The sequence below is a fragment of the Kitasatospora sp. NBC_01560 genome (assembly GCF_045208415.1).
GTDB lineage: Bacteria > Actinomycetota > Actinomycetes > Streptomycetales > Streptomycetaceae > Kitasatospora.
Map to the genome: position 1 here is coordinate 1232338 of NZ_CP109364.1, position 21173 is coordinate 1253510.

Below are 21173 nucleotides of genomic sequence, written 5' to 3' on the forward strand. Positions count from 1 at the left end.
GGGCCGACGGACCGGGCCCCGCCCGACCGGGCGGGGCGCAGCCGTCAGAGGCTCAGGGTCTGGCCCGGGAAGATGAGGTCCGGGTTGCCGCCGATCGCCTTGACGTTCTTGGCGTGCAGGCTCGCGGTGTCGGTACCGAACTTGGCCGCGATGTCGCTCAGGGTGTCGCCGCTCCGGACGGTGTAGCTGCCGCCGGCGGTGTTGGTGGCCGGGGTGGCCGGCTTCGACGACTTGGCCACGTCCTGCGACGCGCCGGACTGCGGCTTGAACGACTGGGTCTTCGGGGCCGAGGGCTTCTGGGCCTTCTGCCCGCCCTGGGCCGGGGCCTGGGCCGGCTTGGCCGGCTGCTGGGCGGCCGGCTTCGGGGTGGCGGCCTTGGCCGAGGGCGCCGGGGCCGAGGTGTCGACGGCCGCCGGGGCGCCGCCCTTGGACAGCCCGGCCTTCTGGGAGCAGACCGGCCAGGCGCCGGGGCCCTGCGAGGCGAGCACCTTCTCGGCGACGGAGATCTGCTGGGCCTTGGTCGCCTGGTTGGCCGACGGCGCGTAGGCGGTGCCGCCGTAGGCCTTCCAGGTGCTGGGGGTGAACTGCAGTCCGCCGGAGAAGCCGTTCCCGGTGCTGATGCTCCAGTTGCCACCGCTCTCGCACTGGGCGACGGTGTCCCAGGTCGAGGTGGACGCGGCGGAGGCCGAGGTGGCCGTGACGAGGCCTGCCACCGGGAGGGCCGCGACGGCCCCGCCGACCAGCGCCAGGCGGGCACGGCGGCGGCGCTTCCCGGTGGTGGTGGTGTTGGTGGTGGCAGCGGTGGTCTCGTTACGGATCGTCATGAAAGTCCTCTCGACAAGCCCCGGGCGGGCAGGCGGAACCAGACCCTTGGCAGGGCCTTCGTCGCTCACCTCACTCGTTGGGCAGCCACGCACGTGTCCGACGTGCCGTGCCGCCCCGGCCACCCCCGCTCGCCGACGGCCTGTTCGAGCCGGCCGCGTCGGCGGGCACTGCCCTTGCGCCGGGGGTCAGTCGGCGGGCTGTGCGTCGGGGGTGAACCCGGGTGGTGCTCGTTGCACCGCCAATGAAGCTACGGGCCCGCCCGGGCCGCTTTCAAGCAATTCTTGGACGCCGCAGGTCAGTTGACTGTTACCGGCGGTATTGATCATGTAACCGCATCCGAAATGACCAGGTTTGACAGCATTTTCAAGATCAAATGGTCAATATTCGTGCCCTCGCTCACATCTGTCCGCCTGTGAGCCCACCCACACCGTCGACCCTGGGCGACGAAGGGTCGACGCACCGTCACCGGTGCCACCGGAGTTCCCGGTTCCGCGCCGGCCGCTCGTGGCGTCGCCCACACTCGTCACTCAGCGTGGCCACACCATGTGCAGGGCGTAGTACACGATCAGTCCGTATCCGGCGCAGTAGGTGAGCCTGCGGGCCCGCTCGGAGAGCCGGGCCCCGAGCGATACGCCGACGGCCGCGAGCAGTTGTTGCCACGTCAGGGAGGCGAGCAGCACCCCGGCCACGAACGCCGCACCGGACAGGCCCCCACCACCGCCCGGGCCGTGAGGGCCGCCACCGCCCGTCACGAAGGCCGCGAAGTACAGCGCGGTGGCCGGGTTCACCGCCGTCAGCGCGGCGAATCGCAGGAACGTCCGCCCCGGACCGCCCGCCGCCGGCCCTCCTCCAGCCACCTCCCCCGCCGCCCCCGACCCCGCCACCGCCACCGTCGCCGCCCCCGTCACCGCCGGCACGGGTGCGCGCCGCAGCCCCAGCAGCCCCCGCACCGCGACCACCGCCAGCACCGCCGCCGAGCCGGCCCGCGCCCACCCCTCCCAACCGGCCAGAGCCGGTGCGAGCCGCGCACCGAGCGCCGTGGCGAGCGCCGCGTACGCCATGTCCACGAAGGCCACCGCGCACGCCGCGCCGACCGCCGCCGCGCGCCCGCGCCGCCCCTCCTCCAGCAGCAGCACCCCGACGGCGCCCAGCGGCACCGCCACCCCCAGCCCCGCGCCGGCGCCCGCGAGCAGCGCCCCTGCCGTTCCCGTCGCTCCCGTCATGTCCGCCACCGTGACGCACCGGCCCCGGAAAGAACGGCTGTTTCTCGGCTTCGACCGCGACAATCGCGGTATGGACGAGCTGGACAGGGAAATCCTCGGTGAACTGCGCGCGGACGCGCGGATCTCCTACCGCGACCTCGGCGCCCGGGTGGGCCTGAGCGCCAACGCGACCGCCGACCGCGTACGCCGGCTGCTCCGCACCGGGGTGATCCGCGGCTTCACCGTCCTGGTCGATCCGGTCGCGGACGCCGCCCGCCCCGGCCTGACCGTCTTCATCGACGTCCGGCTGCGCCCGGAGACGGACAGCGACGCCTTCGAGGCGCAGGCCCTGCGGCTGCCCGGCGTCACCGAGACCGCGCACGTCACCGGCGAGTACGACTACCTCCTGCGCGCCCGGGTCGCCGACGCGGCCGGGCTCGACCAGCTGCTGCGCCGGCTCAAGCACGAGGCCGGGGTGGCCCACTCCAGTACCCGGCTGGCCCTGCGGATCGCCGGCCGCTGAGCACCGCCGAAGCCCCCGCCGCCCACGGGCCGTCCCGGCTCAGGCCCCGGCGTCCAGCCCCGCGTCCCGTGCCAGCAGCGCCGCCTGCACCCGGTTGTCGCAGCCCAGCTTGGCCAGAATCCGGCTGACGTACGTCTTCACCGTCGCCTCGCTCATGTGGATCCGGGCGCCCGCGTCCGCGTTGGAGAGCCCCTCGCCCAGCAGGGCCAGCACCTCCAGCTCGCGCGCGGTCAGCACCTCCAGCCGCCGCCGGGCCTGCGCGCCCCGGGCCACGGCCGGGCCGCTGCGGCCGCCGGCCAGCGAGTCGACGATGTGCCGGGTGGCGGCGGGCGAGAGGAAGGCGTTGCCGGTGGCGGCGGCCCGGACGGCCTGGATCAGCTCCGCCGGGGCGGTGTCCTTCAGCAGGAACCCGGCGCCACCCTCCGTCACCGCGCGCAGCACGTTGTCGCGCTCCCCGAAGGTGGTGAGGATCAGCGCCCGCGCGCCGGGCGCGACCCGGCGCAGTTCGCCGAGCGCGGTGAGACCGTCCATCACCGGCATCTGGATGTCCAGCAGGACGACGTCGACCCGGTGGGCCCGCGCGAGGTCCAGGGCCTCCCGCCCGTCGGCCGCCTCGGCGACCACGTCGATGTCCTCGGCGGAGGACAGGATCATCCTGATCCCGGCCCGGATGAGCGGCTCGTCGTCGGCGACGAGGACTCGGATCACTGCTGGTCGTCCCCTCTTTGGCTGCGGGTGGCACTGCTGCGCACCATCCTCACACCTCCCGGCCCCGCCCCTCACCGGCCCCACCCTGCGCCCGGCCCGCCGTCAGGACTTCGCCAGGAAGTGCTGCTTCTCCACCAGCACACCGTCCTTGAAGCAGAACCGGGCGACGTTGTCCTCGCCCAGGCGGTCGGTCACCTCGCCCGAGAGGAAGACGCGGCAGGTCGAGCCCTCCGGCCGGGCCGGCCCGCTGCCCTCGTAGTCCTTGGTGAAGAACCTGTTGCCGGTGGGCAGACGGCGCTCCACCTCGGTCTGTGCCGTACCGACCTGGATGTCCTCGTACAGCGACTTCGAGACCGTCGCCTCGCCCGCGGCGCGGACGAACGACAGCACGCCCCAGACCAGCAGGCCGACCAGCGCGAGCAGCACCACCGCCCCGCCGACGGCGCACCCCAGCGCCGGGCTGCGCCGCCTCCGGGGCGCCGGCCCCGCACCTGCCGCCGAGAGCGCGTCGGGTATCCAGGGTTCGACGTCGTCGGCGCCGCCGGCGGCCCCCGCCGGGCCGTCCGCCCCGGCCCCGCCGGCCCCTTCGTACGGCAGCACGGCGGCGAGGCGGAACCCGGCCTCGGGCGTCGGCCCGGCATGGACCATCCCGCCGACCAGCCGGGCCCGCTCGCGCAGACCGGTCAGCCCCTGCCCGCCGCTGATCACCGCGGTGCCGCCGCCCGCCCGGACGCCGACCGGCTCGGGCGCGCGCGGGTTGGCGACCTCCACCACCAGTGCGTCCGGCTCGTAACGCAGCGCCACGGTGATCGGTGCGCCCGGTGCGTGCTTGTGGGCGTTGGTCAGCGCCTCCTGGACGATCCGGTACGCCGCCTGGCCGACGCCGGCGGCCGCCGGGCGCGGCTCGCCGTCCTCGGCGAAGGAGACCGCCGCGCCGGCCGCCCGGGAGGAGCCGACCAGCTTGCCGATCCCCTCCAGCCCGCCGGTCCGGCCCGCGGCCGCCGCCGGGGCGGCTCCCGGCGCCGGCGGCGGGGCGGTCGACTCGTCGTGCAGGACGCCGACCACCTCGCGCAGCTCGCGCATCGCGGAGACCGCGGCCAGCCGCAGCACGCCGACGGCCTCGCGCTGCCGGTCGCCGAGGGTGCGGTCCACCTCCAGGGCGCCGGAGTGGACGGAGATCAGGGCCAGCTGGTGGCCCAGGCTGTCGTGCATGTCCTGGGCGATCCGGTGCCGCTCCCGCAGCCGCGCCTGGTGCGCGATCATGGTGTGCTCGCGCAGCAGCTGGTCGTTGCGCTCGCGCAGCGCGTCCAGCAGGGCGCGGCGCTGGGCCCGGTAGCGGCCCCAGAGCGCGGGCAGCACCGCGAGCAGCAGGAAGCCGGCCAGCGAGAGCCCGGCCATCAGCTTGAGCGGCGCCGCGCCGGCCTCCTTCAGCAGGCCCGTCGCCGTCATCAGCAGGAGCGCGCCGGCGAACGAGCCGGCCAGGACGGGGACCCGCCTGATCCTGGCACCGGCCGACCAACCCGCGCAGACCAGCAGCGGCAGCGGCCCGGCGGCCCAGCCGGCCAGCATCGCACTGAGCACCAGGACGGTGGCGGGCAGGCCGCGGCGGAGCAGGAAGAGCACGGCGACGACCGGCCCGGCAAGCAGCCAGGAGCCGGAGCCGAAGCCGTCGACGCCCTCCAGGACGGCGGCGAGCACGCCGAACAGCAGCGCGCAGCCCAGCTCGCGCACCGCCGGCCAGGGCCGCCAGGGCCCGGGCAGCGCCACTCGTACCGCCTTCGACCAAGCCCGTGCCAGTGCATTCACCCGGCCGAGGCTAACGAACGGGCGGAGGGCGCGCCTGCACCCTTCGTCGCTCCCCGGCACGACGAAAGTCGCGCACACGGCCCGCCCCGGGTCGGCCCCCGGGTCCCGGCCGGGTCAGCCGTACGCGGTGAGCAGCAGCGCCACGTCGTCCACCCGGTGGGTGGAGCCGACGTCGTGCAGCAGCCGCTCCGCCAGCTGGTCCATCGCGTCCTCGGCCGGGTCCGTCACACCGGCCGCGTGGGCGAGGGCCGCCCGCAGCCGGTCCACGCCCTCGTCGATGGCGACCGCCGGGTCCTCGACCAGCCCGTCCGTGTAGAGGGCGAGCACCGAGCCGCGGTCCAGCCGCAGTTCGGTGACGGGGTAGTCGGCCCGCGGCTCGACGCCGAGCAGCGGGCCGCCCGCGACGTACAGCGCCTCGGTCCGCCCGCCGGGGTGGCGCAGCACCGGCGGGAGGTGCCCGGCGCGGGCGATCAGGGTGGCGCCGTCGTCGGGGGTGAGCCGGACCAGGCAGCAGCTGGCGAGCAGCCCCGGGTCCAGGTCGACCAGGAGCTGGTTGGTGCGGGCGAGCACCTCGTCCGGCGGGTGGCCACCGGTGGTGAAGGCCCGCACCGCGCTGCGGAGCTGGCCCATGGTGGCGGCGGCGCCGACGCTGTGCCCCTCGACGTCGCCGATGACGAGGGTGAGGTGGCGGCCGGTGACGATGGCGTCGTACCAGTCGCCGCCGATCTCCATGCCCTGGGTGCCGGGCAGGTAGCGGGCGGCGATCCGGATGCCGTCCAGCCGGGGCAGCCGGTGCGGCAGCAGGGCCTGCTGGAGGCCGCGGGCGAGGGCGAACTCGGCGTCGTAGAGCCGGGCGCGTTCCAGGGCTTGGGCGATGAAGCCGCCGAGGCCGGTGAGCAGGCCGCGGTCCTCCAGGGTGAAGGCGCGGGCCTCGTCGAAGCCGAGGATGCAGCTGCCGACCGGGTGGCCGGAGGCGATCAGCGGCAGGAAGGCCCAGGCCCGCATCTCGTCCAGGGCGATGCCGGGGTAGGCGGCGGCGAGCTGGTGGACCGACTCGAAGAAGATCGGGGTGCCGGTGCTGAGGGCCTCGGCGCCGGGGATGCGGGCGCTGGTCGCGGTGCCCTCGAAGCGGTCGAGGAAGCCGTCCGGGTAGCCGGTCTGCGAGATCAGGTGGAGGCGCTTGTCGCGGACGGCGTAGATGGCGAGCTCCTGGCCGCCGAAGGCCGGCAGGATCTGGTCGGCGACGGCCCGGCAGACCTCGCGGACGGTGACGGCCTCGCTGAGCGCGCTGGCCAGCTGGAGCAGGTGGTACATGGCACCGACGCCGGTCCGCGCGCCGGGCGGGGGTTCGGTGGGCGGCTCCGTCACCCCGGCGGGCGGCTCGGCGGCGACCACCCGGCCGGTGACGCCGTGCGCGTCGGGGTAGAGCGAGAACGCGAACCAGTCGCCCGGCGGGCGGGCGGCCAGGAAGGCGGTGGGCTGCTGGGAGAGCATGGCGGCCCGGTAGCGGTTCTCGTACACCGGGTCGGAGAGCCAGTCGAGGGCCTCCCACGGGTGGTGGCCGAGCAGGTCCTCGCGGCGGGTGTTCAGCAGCAGTTCGACGCTGCGGTTGGCGTAGGTGATCCGGCCGTCCGGGTCGAGCGAGAAGACGCCCTCGCGCAGCCGCTCGACGGCGGCCGCGGCGGCGGTGCCGGTCCGGGTGTCCAGGACGGCCCCGACCAGGTGGGTGCGGCCGTCCGGGCCGGCACTCTCGGGGACGCGGCCCCACAGCTCGACCGGGTACGGGTGGCCGTCGCGGTCCAGGACGCGCACCCGGGCCGCGAGCATCCGGCCCTCGTCGAGCGCGGAGCGCGCGGTGGCGCGGAAGTCCGGGAGGTCGCCCGGGGCGATCCGGGTGGTCAGCGTCGCCACCCGGCCGTCGAAGTCGGCCGGGTCGATGCCGAAGATCTCGCAGAACTGGTCGTCGGCGGAGAGCGCCCCGGTGGCCACGTTCCAGTCGAAGAGCCCGATCCGGGTCGTGGGCGGGGAGGCCGGCACCAGCTCGACCACGGCGGTGTCTCCGTTCGGTTCGACGCGGTGCCCGTCCGCCTCCAGCGCCGCCAGCCCGGCCGCGAGCCGGTTGGCGACCGTCCGCAGGTGCCGGCGGGCGCCCTCCGGGACGCCTTCGGCGGAGGCCGGCCAGAGCACGCTGAGCACCCCGTAGCGCTCCTCGCCCACGGTCACCGGCACGCACGCGGAGGCGAAGTCGTAGGGCATGCCCACGGCGAGCTGCGGGAACCGGCGCATGGTGTCCTCGGTGTCGGACAGCGTGACCGTCCGCCCGGTGCGGTAGCTGACGGCCACCGGCAGCGGCCCGGCCGCGGCGACCCGGCGGAACGCGCTGATCAGCGAGAGCGGCACGCCGGCGATCGTGCAGAGCACCAGCGAGCGCCGGTCCTGCGAGCGCAGGTAGACCATCCCGCCGTAGGCCTCGGTGCTGCCGAGCGCCTTGCGGACCGCGGTGGCGAGCAGCGCCTCCCGCTCGTGCGCCGCCCTGGCGGAGGCATCGAGCTCCCGGGGGCGGTGCGGTTCGGGTCGCGCCGCCCAGGCACCGTCTCTCACGCGCGGACCGAGCCGGTCCGCCGGCACACCCTGGGGCATTCTCTCTTGCTACGCCCGGGTCAAGAGACTGTCAAGGCGAGCCCGCCCGGCCGGCCCGTCACCGGCGGGCGCTCCGTGCGGCCGCCGCGCTGTCCCGGCCCGGTGCCCGCCGCCCGTGCGCCGGCCGGTGACGGCCGCGTGCGAACCGTCGGGCGCTGCTTCGATATCCTCCGTCGGACGGCACTGCGCAGCGCAGCGGCCGCCCCGGGGGAAGCGAGAACGACAGATGCGGCCGACAGCGTCCGACCGGTCCGGGGGCCGGGAGGCCGAGCAGCCGGGCGGCGCGTCCTGGCAGTGGGACGGTGCGGCGGACGACGCGGAGCAGGCGCCGGTGGACGTGGTGGCCGGCGGCTCCGGCGAGGACGGCGGGCCGTGGCTGAGCCGGCGGCGCCTGCTGGGCGGGGCCGGGGCGCTGGTGGCGGGCGGGGCGCTCTGGGCGTTCGCCCGGTCCGGTGACGGCGGTGCGGAGCCCGCGCCGCCCAGGCCGCGGCCCACCCGGCTCACCGGGCCGGATCCGGTCTGGACGTACCGGGGCCCGGAGGCGATGACGCCGGAGCGGCTGAGCGACCGCCCCGCCCGGCCGGTCTTCCTCTCCCGGGCCGGGCTCCAGGTGCTGGACCCGGCCACCGGTGCGCTGCAGCACACGCTGGGGTTCGCGGCGCCGCCGGCGGACTGGCCGAGCGACGCCGAGCTGCCGGACAACCGGGTGGTGACCGGTGGGGACCGCGTGTTCACCATCTCGAACGGCCACCTCGACGGCCGTCTCCTCACCGACCCGGCCGCCGGCTGGAGCGCGCCGCTGCCCGAGGAGCTGGGCGCCACCGTCACCCTGATCGGCTGCGACGGGGACGTCGTCCTCGGCCGGGTCCGGCCCCGGCCGTTCGACTCCCCGGACAACCTGTTCGCCGTCCGCTACCCGGACCGCCACCTGCTCTGGTCCGGCCCGGCGGTCGACGGCGAGCGGCCGCTCTCCCCGCCCACGGCGGCCGGCGGGCACCTCCCGCTCCTCGGCAGCGCCGCCGGTGCGAGCCGCCTCACCCTGCTGGCGACCGCCACCGGCGAGCGGCTCTGGTCGGTGCCCGCCGAACCGGGCACCGGCTGGGCGGTCACCGACGCGGAGCACGTCTACGCCCCGGCCGGCGCGGCGGGGGTGCGGGCGCTGCGGGTCTCCGACGGCGCCGCCCACTGGTCGGTGCTGCCGGGCCGGTCCGAGGAGTGGCGCTGCCTGCCGCCGGTCTCCGACGGCACCCGGGTCTACCTCCCGCGGGACGACGGCCTGGTCACCGCGCACGCCGCGGCCACCGGGGCCCGGCTCTGGGCGCACCGGCTGCCGTTCCGGCTGGACCGCCGCAGCCGCCTGCTGCTCGCCGGGCCGACCCTGTTCGTACCGGGCCCGGCCGCCGCGGGCGTCCGCGCGCTGGACGCCGCGACCGGCGAGGAGCGGTGGACGTTCCGGGACTCCGGCCCGGGCGTGGACGTCTGGTCGCTCTCCAATGACGCCGCCCGCCTCTACGCCGGCCACGACGACGTCCTGCACGCGCTGCCGCTCCCGTGACCCCGGCGCGGCCCGGCGGTGCGGCGGGCGGGCAGGATGGGCGGATGCAGGTACAACCGATCTCGCCGGACCGGCTCGCCGCGCTCCTCGCCGACCGCATCACGGCGCTGCCCGGCGCCGGGCAGCGGTGGCTGCGGGTGGCGGTGGACGGCGCCCCCGCCGCCGGCCCGGCCGCGCTGGCGGACGCACTGGTCGAGCCGTTGCGGCTGCGCGGGCGCCCGACGCTCCGGGTGTCGGCGGCGGACTTCCTCCGCCCGGCCTCGGTGCGGCTGGAGTACGGCAAGCAGGACGCGGACGCCTTCCACGACCTCTGGCTGGACGACGGCGCGCTGCTGCGCGAGGTGCTGGAGCCGCTGGATCCCGGTGGCAGCGGCCGCGTGCTGCCCTCGCTGCGCGATCCGGTGACGGACCGGTCGACCCGCGTCCCCTACGCCGCGCTGCCGCCGGGCGGGGTGCTGCTGCTGGACGGCGCCCTGCTGCTCGGCCGCTGGCTTCCGCTGGAGCTGACCGTCCACCTGGCGCTCTCCCCGGCCGCGCTGGCCCGGCGGACGGCGCCGCAGGAGCGGTGGACGCTGCCCGCCTTCGCCCGCTACGAGGCGGAGACCGGCCCGGCCGGGGCCGCCGATCTCACCGTCCGCGTCGACGACCCGCGCCACCCGGCCCTGGTCGGCCCCGGGTAGGCCCGGCCGCCGGGGCGGGGCCGCGCTGGCAGTAGGGGCACCAGAACGCGACGCGGTCCTGCGGCGGGGTGCCCCGCGTGGCCGTCAGCACCTGCGTCCCGCAGCGTGGGCAGGGGCGCCCGGCCCGGCCGTAGACCCAGTGCCGGCGGCCCGGCCGGGTGTCGCCGGTGGTGATGTGGCCGGGGCGCAGCCGGTTGGCGTCGAGGAGCTGCCGGGCCCGTTCGACCAGGCGGTCGGGGCGGGGCAGGTCGCCGATCGGGGTCCACGGGGTGACGCCGGCGAGGAAGCAGAGCTCGTTGGCGTAGACGTTGCCGATGCCGGCCAGGTTGCGCTGGTCGAGGAGGGCCTCGGCGACCGGCCGCTCGGGGTGGGCGAGCAGCCGGCGGACGGCCTCGGCGGCGTCCCAGCCGGGGCCGAGCAGGTCGGGCCCGAGGTGGCCGACGGCGCGTTCCTCGTCGGCCGTGCGCAGCAGTTCGACGACCGGCAGCCGGTAGCCGACGGCGGTGGCGCCGTCGGTGCCGAGGACGGCGCGGATCTGGTGCGCGGGCCCGCCGGTCCAGCGTTCGCCGGGGCGGTAGACCTCCCACCGGCCGTCCATCCGCAGGTGGGTGTGGAGGGTGAGCCCGCCGTCGAGGCGGGTGAGCAGGTGCTTGCCGCGTGGGGCGACCTCCAGCACGTGCCGGCCGGCCAGGGCGGCGGTGGCGTGCGCGGGCACCCGCAGGTCGGCGGTGGTCAGCACCCGGCCGGCCAGGGCGGCGTGCAGCCGGGCGGCGGCGCGGTAGACGGAGTCACCTTCGGGCATGGCTCCATCCTGCCCCCGTACGGCGGCCCGGCGCCCGCACGGCCGGGAGGTGGCCCGGAGCCCGCACGGCCCGCACGGCCCGCACGGCCGGGGCGTTCCGGCGCGGCGGCGCCCGGCGTCGCTCAGCCGGCGGCCGGGCCCGGCACCTGCCCGTCGCGGACCACGACCACGGGGCACGGCGCGTGCTCGGTCAGGTGGCGGCTGACGGAGCCGAGCAGCGCGCCGGAGAAGCCGCCCAGCCCGCGGCTGCCGACCACGACCAGCCCGGCGCCCTGCGCGGCCTCCAGCAGCGCCTGCGCGGCGTTGCCCGGCAGAACGGCCTCGGTGATCCGGACGCCGGGGTCGTCGCCGACCACCTTGGTGACGGTCTCGGAGAGGGTCTGCCCGGCCAGCTCCTCGGGGTTGAAGCCCTCCGCCGGGGGCACGCCGAGCCCGGCCCAGCCGTAGAACGCGGGGTACTCCCAGGCGGTGATCGCCTGGACGCTGCCGCCGGTCAGCAGGGCGTAGTCGACCGCCCAGCGCAGCGCCTGCTCGGAGGCGGGCGAGCCGTCCACGCCGACGACGATCCGGGGGTGCGCACTCTGGGCCATGCCGCTGCTCCTTGTTCGACTGCTTCCTCGGCTTCACCTGCCGCTGACCCACCAAACATAGATCAACAGGGATATATCACCACCGATTGCCACGCCGGGAGGCCCGAACGCATTCGAACCCTGTGCGATCCTGGCCCGATGACGAAGCGGAACGCGAGGAAGAGCCATCGCGGCACGGGGTTCGCCGAGTTCGTCACCGCGCTGGAGCCGGTGGAGCACCCGTACTCCGCCGGGGTGCTCCCCCCGGTCGCCGCCGGCGGGTTCACCGATGCGGCCGGCTGCCGCTGGACGCGCGCCCGCGGCCCGCTCGATCCGCGCCGCGCCAAGCGCCTGGTCCGCGCCGCGGACGCGATGGCCTTCGGCACCGCCTACGACCACGTGCTGGAGGACTGGTTCCCGGCCTTCCTCACCGGGGCCGGGCGCGCGGCCGCCTGGGAGGAGATCAGGGAGCACTACGGGAGCGAGGGGCTGCCGTCCCACCTCGCCTACGAGTTCACCGCCGAGGACGGCCGGACGCTGCTGTTCGTCGACACGGACTGCTGAGCCGGCGGCGGCCCGGGGCCGGCGCGGTGGTGCACGGGCCCGCCGGCCCGCGCACCACCGGCGTCACCGGCGTCGTCCCGGTCCGCCCGGGGGCGGCCGGAGCCGGGTCAGACCCGGTAGGCGGCCCAGGAGTTGGACATCCTGGCGACCTGTCCGGGGGTGAACTGCGTCATGCAGGAGTCGTACGTGTAGTCCATGAAGTTGTGGATCGGGTCGAGGCCGGTGGCGGTGCAGGTGTCGCGGCCCGTCGGGCACTGGTAGGCGGCGGTCTTCTCGGCCGGGGTGTCGGAGACGTAGTCGCCCTGGCCGCCGCAGCCGCCCTGGAAGGTGTGGTAGAGCCCGAGCCAGTGGCCGATCTCGTGGGTGGCGGTGTCGCCCTCGTTGTAGTTGGCGGCCGAGCCGCCCGGGAACGAGGAGTCGAGCACGACCACGCCGTCGTCGCTCGGGTTCGACCGGTAGGAGCTGGGGAAGGTCGCCCAGCCGAGCAGCGACTGGCCGAGCTTGGCGGTGTAGAGGTTGAGCGTGCCGGCCCCGCCCTTGCGCAGCGAGGTCTTCATCGACCGCTCGGCGGCCGAGCCCGGGGTGATGCCGTTGTACCAGCTGCTGTTGTCGGTGTAGTCGGTGCCGGCCAGCCGGAACTGGAACTGGCTGGCGGTGTTGCCCGACCCCTGGCCGCCGTAGGCGGCGTTGAGGACGGAGATCTGCTGCCCGATGTCCGCCGCACTGAGCTTGCCGGTCGTCCCGGAGTGGATGACGTGCACGTACACCTGGACGGTGGTGGTGGCGGCCAGCGTGCCGGGGGCGAGCAGCGTGCTGCCCTGCGCGGAGTGCGCGAGCTGGGAGACCCGGGCCTGCAGGTCGGCGTCCATGGCCTTGGCCTGGGCGTCGGTGACGGCGTTCGGCTCGTGGCCGGCGGTGCTGCCGGCGGGCTTGCGGGCCGCCGGATCCGCAGCGGCCGCGTCGTCCGCGACCGCCCCGCCGACGCACTGACCGGAGGCCGGGGCCTGGGCCGGGGCCGGGGCGGCGGCGATGGAGAACGCGGAGGGTGCGGCGAACTGGGTGAGCCCGAGGGCGGTGACGAGGGCTGCGGCGCTGAGGAATCTGCGGGGGACACCCGAGGGGACGCGGGCAGAACGACGCATCTGCGCTCCTGAGGGGAGTGGTGGGGGGTGGCGGCCATGGGGGGCCGCCGAGCCTAGGCTACGCAGGGCCGCGTGTACGCGTCAGTTCTCTTCCGGCCCGAACATTATGACGACAAATCGGGCATTGTCCGGAAGCCCGACCGCCCGGCGCCGGGCGAAGGTGGAACATCTCCCGTACCGCACGATCAAAGCCAGCACCCGGGAGATGTCCGAAACCTGACGCTCCGTCCGCCCGACAGGCCCACGCAGGGGCCGCCCGGACGGGTCGGCCGGCGGCCCCGCACCGCCTCGCCGAGACTACGACGCCACGAAGACGATCTCCCGCAGGGCGCGCGCACCGGCCCGGTCGAGTACCACGGCCGACGCACAGCCGGCCGGCGGCTCCCCCGCCCCCGCCAGCCTGCGGCGCAGCCGCCGGGCGGACTCGCGGTGCCGGGCGAAGGCGTACGCGGAGACCCGCTGGCCGCGGGCCTGCTGACCCTCCCGCGCCTCGCCCGCGCTCGCGTCCAGCAGGATCAGGTGCACCCGCCGCCCCTGCCGGGCCGCCGCCCGGGAGACCCAGTGCCGCACCCAGGGCAGCGCCCCGCAGTCGTGCACCGCGACCGGCCCGCCGGCGAGCACCGCCCGGCGCAGCCGCCGGTAGTGCGCGGCCCGGACGACCGGGCGGTAGACGAAGTACGGCAGCCAGCGCGGCAGCCGGGCCGCGTACTCCGCGCGCACCTGCTGGGAGTCGACCAGTCGGGCGGTGACGCAGCGGCGCATCAGCGTGCTCTTGCCACTGCCGGGCAGACCGGAGACGACCAGCAGGTCGTCGGCGCGGTAGTGCAGCGCGGTCGGCCCGGCGCCGGCCGTCGGCTGCCCCGGGCGGCCCTGCCGCAGGTCGTGCACCCCGCGCGGGCGCAGCACCGGCCCCGCACCGGCGACCGGCCGGACGGGTACGCCGGGCCCCTGCCTCGGCACGGGCACCCGGGCCCCGGCCGGCCCCGCTCCGGACGGGCCCGCCCCCGACACCTTCGTCTCCACCACCGGCACTCCCCCTGACTTCCCGGCCCCGACTCCCCGGCCCGACTTCCGGGCTCCGGCTCTCCGGCTCCGGCTCCCCGGCCCGCCGCCTCTCGGAGGGAGCCTTCCCTTTTCCAAGAGAGAGTAAAGACTAGTGGTCAGCGGCGGTCCGGCCGAGCCTCTTCACCGTCCGCTCACAGCACCGCACCGCCGCCACCCCGGGACGGGCCCCGGGCGTACCGGCGGTGCGGGGGCGAACCGGGCCGGTCAGCCCAGCTGCGGAGCGACCTGCGTGGCGATCAGCTCCAGGTGGTCGAGATCGTCCAGGTCGAGGATCTGGAGGTAGACCCGGCCGGTCCCGACGGCGGCGTAGCGGCCGAGCTTCGCCACCACCTCGTCGGGCGTGCCGGCCAGGCCGTTGGCCTTCAGCTCGGCCACGTCCCGGCCGATCACGGCGGCCCGGCGCGCCACCTCGGCGTCGTCCCGGCCCACGCAGGCGACCAGGGCGTTGGAGTACACCAGGTCGTCGGCCCGGCGCCCGGCCCGCTCCACCGCGGCGCGGACCCGGCCGAACTGCGCGGCGGTGTCCTCCACCGAGCTGAACGGCTGGTTGAACTCGTCGGCGAAGCGGGCGGCCAGCGCCGGGGTGCGGGTCGGGCCGGTGCCGCCGACCAGGACGGGGATCCGCTCCTGGGCGGGCTTGGGCAGCGCGGGCGAGTCCACCAGCCGGTAGTACTCCCCGGTGAAGTCGAAGGTGTCGCCGAGCTTGGTGTTCCAGAGCCCGGTGACGATCGCCAGCTGCTCCTCCAGCCGCCCGAACCGCTCCTTCGGGAACGGGATGCCGTAGGCGGCGTGCTCCTCCTCGTACCAGCCCGCGCCGAGACCGAACTCGACCCGGCCGCCGCTCATCGCGTCGACCTGGGCGACCTGGATCGCGAGCACGCCCGGCAGCCGGAAGGTGGCGGCCGTCATCAGGGTGCCGAGCCGGATGGTGCTGGTGTCGCGGGCCAGACCGGCCAGGGTGATCCAGGCGTCGGTCGGGCCGGGCAGGCCGTCGGCGCCGCCCATCCGCAGGTAGTGGTCGGAACGGAAGAAGGCGCTGAAGGCGCCGAGCTGCTCGGCGGTCCGGGCCACCCGCAGCAGCGTGTCGTAGCTCGCGCCCTGCTGGGGTTCGGTGAAGATTCGAAGATCCATAAGGGCCATTCTGGTACAGAGCACCCGCGCGCCGGTGGCAGCTCCGCCGGTGTTGCCGACGGCGGTGGCCCTCGGGGTGGCCAAGGTCTCAGCCGGAGCGGAGCGGCCCGGCCCGCCGCCTCCCCTACCGTGGACGGATGTCCGCCACCCCCGACGAGCCGCACCGAGGCTCCCCCGGCCTTCCGGCCGGCTGCCCGCTGCCCGGAATCGTCGCCGCCTTCACGCCGCGGCTCGCCGCGTTCGCCGTGGATCCCGGGTTCGTCGCGGCGGTCGACCAGCACGCCGCGCAGATCCGCGACCTGCTGTACGCGCAGGGGCCGGAGCTGCTGCCGAGGCCGCTGGACCGCGCAGAGCTGTCGGACTACGCACTCGGCCTGCTGGACGCGCTCGCCGAGACCGGCCGGCTGGAGCCGGCCGGCCAGGACTACGCGGTGCAGCGGCTGACCGCCGTCTGCTGGCTGGTCCGCGAACAGGGCCTGCTCACCACCTGACCGGCCCGTCCGTACGGCGGCGCACGCGCGTACCGCCCGGCGCGTGCCGGGGCCGCGCGCGCCGGTCAACGGGACCGGACCCACGACCGGGCCCGCCCCACCACCCCCGGCGCGTACAGTGGCGGTCCACGGAACGGACGGCGGGGCGGGGCGGTACAGGGTGATCAGGGACGACGTGTCGGGCACGGTCGGAGCGGGCCGCGAGAGCCGCACCGGCGGCCACCGCGCACTGGTCTGGCGCGAGCTGCCGGAGCAGCCGGTGGCCGCGGTGCTCGTCCTGCACGGCGGCGAGGAGCACAGCCTCGCCCGGCCCGGCCCGCTGAACCTGCCGGGCCTGCGGATGGCCGGCTTCGTCCGCGCGCTCCGCCGTGAGACGGCGGGCGCCGGAGTGGCGATCGGCACCGTCCGCTACCGTCACCGCGGCTGGAACGGCGAGCGCGCCGACGCCGCCCGTGACACCTGCGCCGCCCTCGGCGACCTCGCCGAGGAGCTCGGCCACGTGCCCACCCTGCTGGTCGGCCACTCCATGGGCGGGCGGGCGGCCCTGCGGTCGGCCGGCCACCCGAACGTCACCGGCGTGATCGCCCTCGCCCCCTGGTGCCCGGCGGGGGACCCGTGCGAGCAGTTGGCCGACCGCGACGTCCTGATGCTGCACGGCGACCGCGACAAGGTCACGCTGCCCGCCGACACCCTCCGCTTCGCCGCCCGCAGCCGGGCCGCCGGCGCCCGGGTCTGCGGCTACACCGTGACCGGCAGCGGCCACGCCCTGCTCCAGCGGATCGGCGACTGGCACCGCGCCACCGCCCGCCTCGGCGCCGGCCTGCTCGGGCTGCGCGACCTGCCCCCCGAGGTCGGCGCCGCGCTGGCCCTCCCCGCCGACTCCCCCGACGCCCTCAGCCTCCCGCTCCCCGTCCACCCCCGGGTGGCCGCCCCGCGCCGGACCGCCCCGACCCTGCCGACGGACGCCTGAGCCTGTCGTTCCCGTCCGGCCCGGTCGCGTTCGGTGTCCTCGGGCAACCGGCCCGAGGAGCGGGCTGTCGGCCCGCCGTGCCCCGCACGAAAGCCCGCAGGTGTTCGCGCACGGTGTCGGGCTGCTCCAGCCACGGTTCGTGTCCGGCGTCCTCGATCCGCCGCAACGGCACCTCCCACCGGAGCGCGAGCGATTCCAGTGCCGACAGCGGGCGGGGGTCGCAGGCCCCGCCGAGGAGCTCCACGCGCGCCGGCAGGCACGCGCGCAGCTCGTCCAGGTGCCCGTCGAGCGGGTCGGCGCGCCCTTCCGTGCCGAGTTCGCTGTTCATCGCCCAGTTGACGGGGCGGCGCTGCCGAGCGCCCTGCGCCGCCCAGCCCCAACCCCGCTCCGGGTCGGCGTGGTCGGCGAACCACGCCAGCGTGAGCAGTTCGACTTCCTGGCCCTCCGTGCGGTCGGGCGTACGTTCCAGGGCATCGAGGCGCTCCTGCTGCGCTGCGGACATGCGGCGGCTTCGTTCCGCCCGCTCCCCCGTGCGCCAGTCACCGACGAACGGCCCGCACATCAGCAGCAGGCCGGCCACCCGGTCGGGGTGCGCCAGGCAGAACCGGGCGGCCAGACCGCTGCCGTAGGAGTGCCCGATCAGCAGCGCCTCGGCGGCGCCCCACCGGTCGAGCAGCCCGGCAAGATCGTCCACGTGCCGCGCGAAGGTATGGCGGCCCTGCCACGGCGATCCGCCCGTGCCGCGCTGGTCGTAGCGGTGGACGGGCGCGAGATCCGCGATCATGCGGGCGACGGCGCCCAGGTAGTCCGGCAGGCCCGGGCCGCCGTGGAGCAGGACCACGGGCGGCGTCCGGGTCGTGTCGCCCAGTACCGTCCAGCGAATCTGCGCCCCGTCCGTCATCGACGTGAGGCTCTCGGTCTCCATCGAAGTCATCGTGGAGAACCTACAGCCGTCCCGGAGACCCTGCTGGACGTCGGAGAACAGGCCGGGCCGGCCGACGCCGGCGCGCGGCCGGCTTCGGCGGGCCGGCGGGTCAGCAGACCGGCGGATCAGCAGGTCAGCGGGTCAGCGGGCCGGCGGGTCAGCAGGCCGGCGGATCAGCGGGTCAACGGGCGGACGGTGAGGATCTGCTCGGCGTGGCCGACCGGGCCGTCGAGGTCGTGCAGGACGCTGCTGGTGATCCCCTGCCCGGACGGGCCGAAGGTGGCCGTGATGTCCAGGCCGGTCCACGGCCCGGTCGGCGGGCGGTGCAGGTGGACCGTCAGATCGAGGTTGGGGAACATCCACTCGGTGGGGTCCTGCTGGATCGCGATGCCGTTGGCGGCGTCCACCAGGGCGAGGTAGGAGGCGAGCGGGCTGCTGGGCTCGCCGGCCACCAGGTCGACGGCCGAGGAGATCCACGCCTGTGCGCGGCCCCGGCGGACCGGCGCCGTCCGCCGGACCTCCACGGACGAGATGAAGCCGCCGCTCCACTCCTCGTGCATCGGCCACGCCGGGAGGGCCCCGGGGGCGGGAATGCGCTCGTGCGGGGTGTCCGCCACGGCCGAGCTGTCGAGTTGGGTGAGGAGCCAGGCGCGGGCACGGACCACCGGCCGGCCGCCGGTCACCACGACGGCTTCGAGCAGCTCGATGGTCCGGCCGGGGCGGATCACCTCCACCGTGATCTCGCACTCGTCCAGCGCTATCTGCCCGAGGATGTCGTAGCTGATCCGGCCGATGGCCAGGCTGTCGCCGGGCCGGCCGGCGAGGTGGCGGTCGATCGCGTGGACGACCAGGCCGGCCAGCGGGCTGAAGTGCTGCTCGTCGGCGTGCCAGGCGCCGCCCGCGTGGGCCGTGGGCTTGTAGCGGTTCTCGCCCGTGCGCTGGTAGTAGCTCTCACGGGGGGCGGTGCCGGTGGTCACGGGGGCGGTTCTCCTCGAGCGGGACGGTGCGGTCGGCCGGGCCGGTGCGACGCCGCACCCGGGCCCGTCATCAGGATCGTAGGGGGCCGAACCGTCCACCGCGGGCGTGATCCGCCTCACAACGGGCGCCGGGCGACGCCCCCCCCGGACGCCGCCCCGGCCGGCCCGACGGGCCGCCGACCGGCCGGCCGGATCCCGTCCCGTCCGCGCCATGTGACGCGCCGGAGGGTCCGACACCGCCCGAGGCTGGTCTGTTGCCGACTGAGCACGTATGTTGGTTTCTGATACTTTCTGTTGTCTTATGTTGCAACGAGGTCGCCGTGATCAGAACCACCGCCAAGCTCGCCGACGGGCGCGAGCTGATCTACTTCGACAGTGACGCCGCCGCCGACCGGGGCACCCGCGACCTGCGTCCGCTGGAGGCGGTCAGCAGCCGGTCGGAGATCCGCCGCGACCCGGCGACCGGGGCCTGGGTGACGATCGCCGCCCACCGGCAGTCCCGGATCTACCACCCGCCCGCCGACGAGTGCCCGCTCTGCCCCTCCCGGGACGGGCGGCTCAGCGAGATCCCGGACGCCGACTACCAGGTGGCCGTCTTCGAGAACCGGTTCCCCTCGCTCGCACCGGCACCCGTCGCGGCCGACCTCCACCCCTCCCCGCACGCGCCCGGCCCGCCGTACGACGTCCGGGCCGGGAACGGGCGGTGCGAGGTGGTCTGCTTCACCTCCGACCACGGCGCCTCCTTCGCCGACCTCGACGAGGCCCGGGCCCGGCTCGTCCTGGACGCCTGGACCGACCGCACCGCCGAACTCTCCGCCCTGCCCGGCGTCGAGCAGGTCTACTGCTTCGAGAACCGCGGCGCCGAGATCGGCGTCACCCTCGCCCACCCGCACGGCCAGATCTACGCCTTCCCCTTCGCCACGCCCCGCACCGCCCGGATGACCGAACAGGCCGCCCGCCACCGCGCCGCCACCGGCCGCAACCTCTTCGAGGACCTCCTCGCCGCCGAACGCGCCGACCCCGTCCGAGTGGTGGCCGCCGGCGAGCACTGGACGGCCTTCGTCCCCTTCGCCGCCCGCTGGCCGTACGAGGTGCACCTCCACCCGCACCGCCGCGTCCCCGACCTCACCCACCTCTCCGAGCCCGAGCGCGCCGAACTCCCCGGCCTCTACCTCGACCTGCTCCGCCGCTTCGACCGGCTCTTCGGCACCCCCGAGGCGCCCGTCCGGGCCCCCTACATCTCGGCCTGGCACCAGGCACCCCGCACCGGCGGCGAGGAACTCGCGCTGCACCTCGAACTGTTCACCGTCCGCCGCACCACCGACAAGCTCAAGTACCTGGCCGGCACCGAGTCCGGCATGGAGGCCTTCATGAACGACATCGCCCCCGAGGACGCCGCCCGCCGGCTGCGCGAGGTGGCCCGATGAGCACCGACGCCTTCCGCCGGCTCTTCGGCCACGACCCCGACGGCGAATGGGCCGCGCCCGGCCGGGTCAACCTGATCGGTGAGCACACCGACTACAACGACGGCTTCGTGCTGCCGATCGCCCTGCCCCACGCCACCCGCGTCACCGCCCGTCGCCGGGACGACGGCCTGCTGCGCCTGCACAGCACCCGGACGGAGGGCGACCCGGTCGAGCTGTCGGTCGACGAGCTCGCCCCCGGCGGCGTGCCCGGCTGGGCCGTGTACCCGGCCTCGGTGGTCTGGACCCTGCGCCGGGCCGGGCACGAGGTCGGCGGCGCCGACCTCCACATCGCGAGCGACGTGCCCAGCGGGGCGGGGCTCTCCTCCTCCGCCGCACTGGAGTGCGCCGTCGCCCTCGCCTACCGGGACCTCCACAAACTCGACCTGGACGTCAGGGAGTTGGCGCTCACCGCGCAGCAGGCCGAGAACGACTTCGTCGGCGTGCCGTGCGGGATCATGGACCAGATGGCCTCGATGGGCTGCGAGGAGGGCAGCGCCCTCCTGCTGGACACCCGGGACCTCACCCAGCGCCAGGTGCCCTTTGACCTCGCCGCCGCCGGGCTCCGGCTGCTCGTCATCGACACCCGGGTCAAGCACGACCTCGCGGACGGCGCCTACGCGCAGCTGCGGGCCGGCTGCGAGCAGGCCGCCGCCCTCCTCGGGCTGCCCGCCCTGCGCGACCTGCCGACCGGGAGCCTCACCGCCGCGCTCGACCGGCTCCCGCCCGAACTGGCCCTGCTGGTACGGCACGTCGTCACCGAGAACGACCGGGTGCGGGAGGTGATCGGCCTGCTCGACGCCGGCCGGCTCGCGGCCGTCGGCCCCGTCCTCACCGCCGGCCACGCCTCGCTCCGGGACGACTTCCGCGTCTCCTGCCCGGAGACGGACCTCGCGGTCGAGGTCGCCGTCGCCGCGGGCGCCCTGGGTGCCCGGATGACCGGCGGCGGGTTCGGCGGGTCGGTGATCGCCCTGGTGCCGGACGGGGGCGCCGACGGCGTCGCCGCCGAGGTCGTCGCGGCCTTCGCGGCGGCCGGCCACACCGCCCCCCGGATCTTCAGCGCCACGCCCTCGGCCGGGGCGCGCCGGCTCGGCTGATCCTCACCGCGGGAGCCCGCTCGCACCGCGGGGGGGCT

At 76.0% G+C, this 21173-nt stretch carries 20 protein-coding genes; 8 read left to right on the forward strand and 12 right to left on the reverse strand.

Annotated features, from left to right (window positions below):
* Positions 1–44: 44 nt before the first annotated feature.
* Both OH807_RS05400 and OH807_RS05405 read right to left on the reverse strand, forming a co-directional pair.
* The gene (locus OH807_RS05400; protein ID WP_406194533.1) at positions 45–824 is read right to left on the reverse strand and encodes a transglycosylase family protein; all 780 of its coding nucleotides are present in this window, start codon (positions 822–824) and stop codon (positions 45–47) included.
* 528 nt (positions 825–1352) lie between these two features.
* Complete coding sequence (locus tag OH807_RS05405; protein WP_406194535.1) at positions 1353–2048, reverse strand: LysE family transporter; 696 nt, start codon at positions 2046–2048, stop codon at positions 1353–1355.
* Between the two features lie 70 nt (positions 2049–2118).
* Here OH807_RS05405 and OH807_RS05410 point away from each other — a divergent pair, with 70 nt between their 5' ends.
* On the forward strand, positions 2119–2550 hold the full coding sequence (locus OH807_RS05410; protein WP_406194537.1) for an Lrp/AsnC family transcriptional regulator: 432 nt from the start codon (positions 2119–2121) through the stop codon (positions 2548–2550).
* 39 nt (positions 2551–2589) lie between these two features.
* On the opposite strand, the gene OH807_RS05415 is transcribed toward OH807_RS05410, so the two are convergent.
* The 3 genes from OH807_RS05415 to OH807_RS05425 form a co-directional block, all read right to left on the reverse strand.
* A complete protein-coding gene (locus OH807_RS05415) occupies positions 2590–3258 on the reverse strand; it encodes a response regulator (protein ID WP_406194540.1) in 669 nt (222 codons plus the stop codon).
* 102 nt (positions 3259–3360) lie between these two features.
* Positions 3361–5064, reverse strand: coding sequence for a sensor histidine kinase (locus OH807_RS05420; protein ID WP_406194544.1), 1704 nt, complete (start codon positions 5062–5064; stop codon positions 3361–3363).
* A 114-nt stretch (positions 5065–5178) separates the two neighbouring features.
* Entirely contained in the window at positions 5179–7665 is a 2487-nt protein-coding gene (locus OH807_RS05425; RefSeq protein WP_406194547.1) for a SpoIIE family protein phosphatase, read from the reverse strand.
* A gap of 265 nt (positions 7666–7930) precedes the next feature.
* Here OH807_RS05425 and OH807_RS05430 point away from each other — a divergent pair, with 265 nt between their 5' ends.
* Entirely contained in the window at positions 7931–9259 is a 1329-nt protein-coding gene (locus OH807_RS05430) for a PQQ-binding-like beta-propeller repeat protein (RefSeq protein WP_406194550.1), read from the forward strand.
* 44 nt (positions 9260–9303) lie between these two features.
* Complete coding sequence (locus OH807_RS05435; protein ID WP_406194552.1) at positions 9304–9939, forward strand: uridine kinase; 636 nt, start codon at positions 9304–9306, stop codon at positions 9937–9939.
* Here the strand turns inward: OH807_RS05435 and OH807_RS05440 are convergent.
* Both OH807_RS05440 and OH807_RS05445 read right to left on the reverse strand, forming a co-directional pair.
* Positions 9887–10741: a DNA-formamidopyrimidine glycosylase family protein gene (locus tag OH807_RS05440; protein WP_406194554.1), complete on the reverse strand. Its 855-nt coding sequence runs from the start codon at positions 10739–10741 to the stop codon at positions 9887–9889. The genes OH807_RS05435 and OH807_RS05440 overlap by 53 nt on opposite strands.
* 122 nt (positions 10742–10863) lie before the next feature.
* Positions 10864–11331 carry a universal stress protein gene (locus OH807_RS05445; RefSeq protein WP_406194556.1) on the reverse strand — a complete coding sequence of 156 codons (468 nt, stop codon included), beginning with the start codon at positions 11329–11331 and terminating at the stop codon, positions 10864–10866.
* Positions 11332–11469: 138 nt separating this feature from the next.
* Between OH807_RS05445 and OH807_RS05450 the strand changes: the two genes are divergently transcribed.
* Positions 11470–11874, forward strand: coding sequence for a hypothetical protein (locus OH807_RS05450; RefSeq protein WP_406194559.1), 405 nt, complete (start codon positions 11470–11472; stop codon positions 11872–11874).
* Between the two features lie 107 nt (positions 11875–11981).
* Here the strand turns inward: OH807_RS05450 and OH807_RS05455 are convergent, their stop codons facing one another.
* The 3 genes from OH807_RS05455 to OH807_RS05465 form a co-directional block, all read right to left on the reverse strand.
* On the reverse strand, positions 11982–13016 hold the full coding sequence (locus tag OH807_RS05455) for a zinc metalloprotease (RefSeq protein WP_406194561.1): 1035 nt from the start codon (positions 13014–13016) through the stop codon (positions 11982–11984).
* Positions 13017–13313: 297 nt separating this feature from the next.
* Positions 13314–14042, reverse strand: a complete 729-nt coding sequence (locus OH807_RS05460) for an AAA family ATPase (protein WP_406194564.1) — start codon at positions 14040–14042, stop codon at positions 13314–13316.
* Positions 14043–14285: 243 nt separating this feature from the next.
* Positions 14286–15212, reverse strand: coding sequence for an LLM class F420-dependent oxidoreductase (locus OH807_RS05465; protein WP_406194567.1), 927 nt, complete (start codon positions 15210–15212; stop codon positions 14286–14288).
* A 137-nt stretch (positions 15213–15349) separates the two neighbouring features.
* Here OH807_RS05465 and OH807_RS05470 point away from each other — a divergent pair, with 137 nt between their 5' ends.
* A complete protein-coding gene (locus OH807_RS05470; protein WP_406194569.1) occupies positions 15350–15703 on the forward strand; it encodes a DUF6401 family natural product biosynthesis protein in 354 nt (117 codons plus the stop codon).
* A 160-nt stretch (positions 15704–15863) separates the two neighbouring features.
* Complete coding sequence (locus OH807_RS05475; RefSeq protein WP_406194572.1) at positions 15864–16673, forward strand: alpha/beta hydrolase; 810 nt, start codon at positions 15864–15866, stop codon at positions 16671–16673.
* On the opposite strand, the gene OH807_RS05480 is transcribed toward OH807_RS05475, so the two are convergent.
* Both OH807_RS05480 and OH807_RS05485 read right to left on the reverse strand, forming a co-directional pair.
* The gene (locus OH807_RS05480; protein ID WP_406194575.1) at positions 16597–17607 is read right to left on the reverse strand and encodes an alpha/beta fold hydrolase; all 1011 of its coding nucleotides are present in this window, start codon (positions 17605–17607) and stop codon (positions 16597–16599) included. The two genes, OH807_RS05475 and OH807_RS05480, sit on opposite strands and share 77 nt — an antisense overlap.
* A gap of 164 nt (positions 17608–17771) precedes the next feature.
* On the reverse strand, positions 17772–18575 hold the full coding sequence (locus OH807_RS05485) for a thioesterase family protein (protein WP_406194578.1): 804 nt from the start codon (positions 18573–18575) through the stop codon (positions 17772–17774).
* Positions 18576–18895: 320 nt separating this feature from the next.
* Between OH807_RS05485 and galT the strand changes: the two genes are divergently transcribed.
* Both galT and galK read left to right on the forward strand, forming a co-directional pair.
* Complete coding sequence (gene galT / locus OH807_RS05490; protein WP_406194581.1) at positions 18896–20002, forward strand: galactose-1-phosphate uridylyltransferase; 1107 nt, start codon at positions 18896–18898, stop codon at positions 20000–20002.
* Positions 19999–21135 (forward strand): galactokinase, encoded by a 1137-nt coding sequence (gene galK / locus OH807_RS05495; protein WP_406194583.1) that lies wholly within the window; start codon positions 19999–20001, stop codon positions 21133–21135. Before galT ends, galK begins: the two co-directional genes overlap by 4 nt.
* Positions 21136–21173 lie beyond the last annotated feature (38 nt).

What these genes read in the sequence shown, in the direction of transcription:
- OH807_RS05400 (WP_406194533.1), bottom strand. Translation starts at nt 824, where the DNA reads ATGACGATCCGTAACGAGACCACCGCTGCCACCACCAACACCACCACC.
- OH807_RS05465 (WP_406194567.1), bottom strand. Translation starts at nt 15,212, where the DNA reads ATGGATCTTCGAATCTTCACCGAACCCCAGCAGGGCGCGAGCTACGAC.
- OH807_RS05440 (WP_406194554.1), bottom strand. Translation starts at nt 10,741, where the DNA reads ATGCCCGAAGGTGACTCCGTCTACCGCGCCGCCGCCCGGCTGCACGCC.
- OH807_RS05450 (WP_406194559.1), top strand. Translation starts at nt 11,470, where the DNA reads ATGACGAAGCGGAACGCGAGGAAGAGCCATCGCGGCACGGGGTTCGCC.
- OH807_RS05435 (WP_406194552.1), top strand. Translation starts at nt 9,304, where the DNA reads ATGCAGGTACAACCGATCTCGCCGGACCGGCTCGCCGCGCTCCTCGCC.
- OH807_RS05480 (WP_406194575.1), bottom strand. Translation starts at nt 17,607, where the DNA reads ATGACTTCGATGGAGACCGAGAGCCTCACGTCGATGACGGACGGGGCG.
- OH807_RS05410 (WP_406194537.1), top strand. Translation starts at nt 2,119, where the DNA reads ATGGACGAGCTGGACAGGGAAATCCTCGGTGAACTGCGCGCGGACGCG.
- OH807_RS05470 (WP_406194569.1), top strand. Translation starts at nt 15,350, where the DNA reads ATGTCCGCCACCCCCGACGAGCCGCACCGAGGCTCCCCCGGCCTTCCG.
- OH807_RS05445 (WP_406194556.1), bottom strand. Translation starts at nt 11,331, where the DNA reads ATGGCCCAGAGTGCGCACCCCCGGATCGTCGTCGGCGTGGACGGCTCG.
- OH807_RS05455 (WP_406194561.1), bottom strand. Translation starts at nt 13,016, where the DNA reads ATGCGTCGTTCTGCCCGCGTCCCCTCGGGTGTCCCCCGCAGATTCCTC.
- galK (WP_406194583.1), top strand. Translation starts at nt 19,999, where the DNA reads ATGAGCACCGACGCCTTCCGCCGGCTCTTCGGCCACGACCCCGACGGC.
- OH807_RS05430 (WP_406194550.1), top strand. Translation starts at nt 7,931, where the DNA reads ATGCGGCCGACAGCGTCCGACCGGTCCGGGGGCCGGGAGGCCGAGCAG.
- OH807_RS05405 (WP_406194535.1), bottom strand. Translation starts at nt 2,048, where the DNA reads ATGACGGGAGCGACGGGAACGGCAGGGGCGCTGCTCGCGGGCGCCGGC.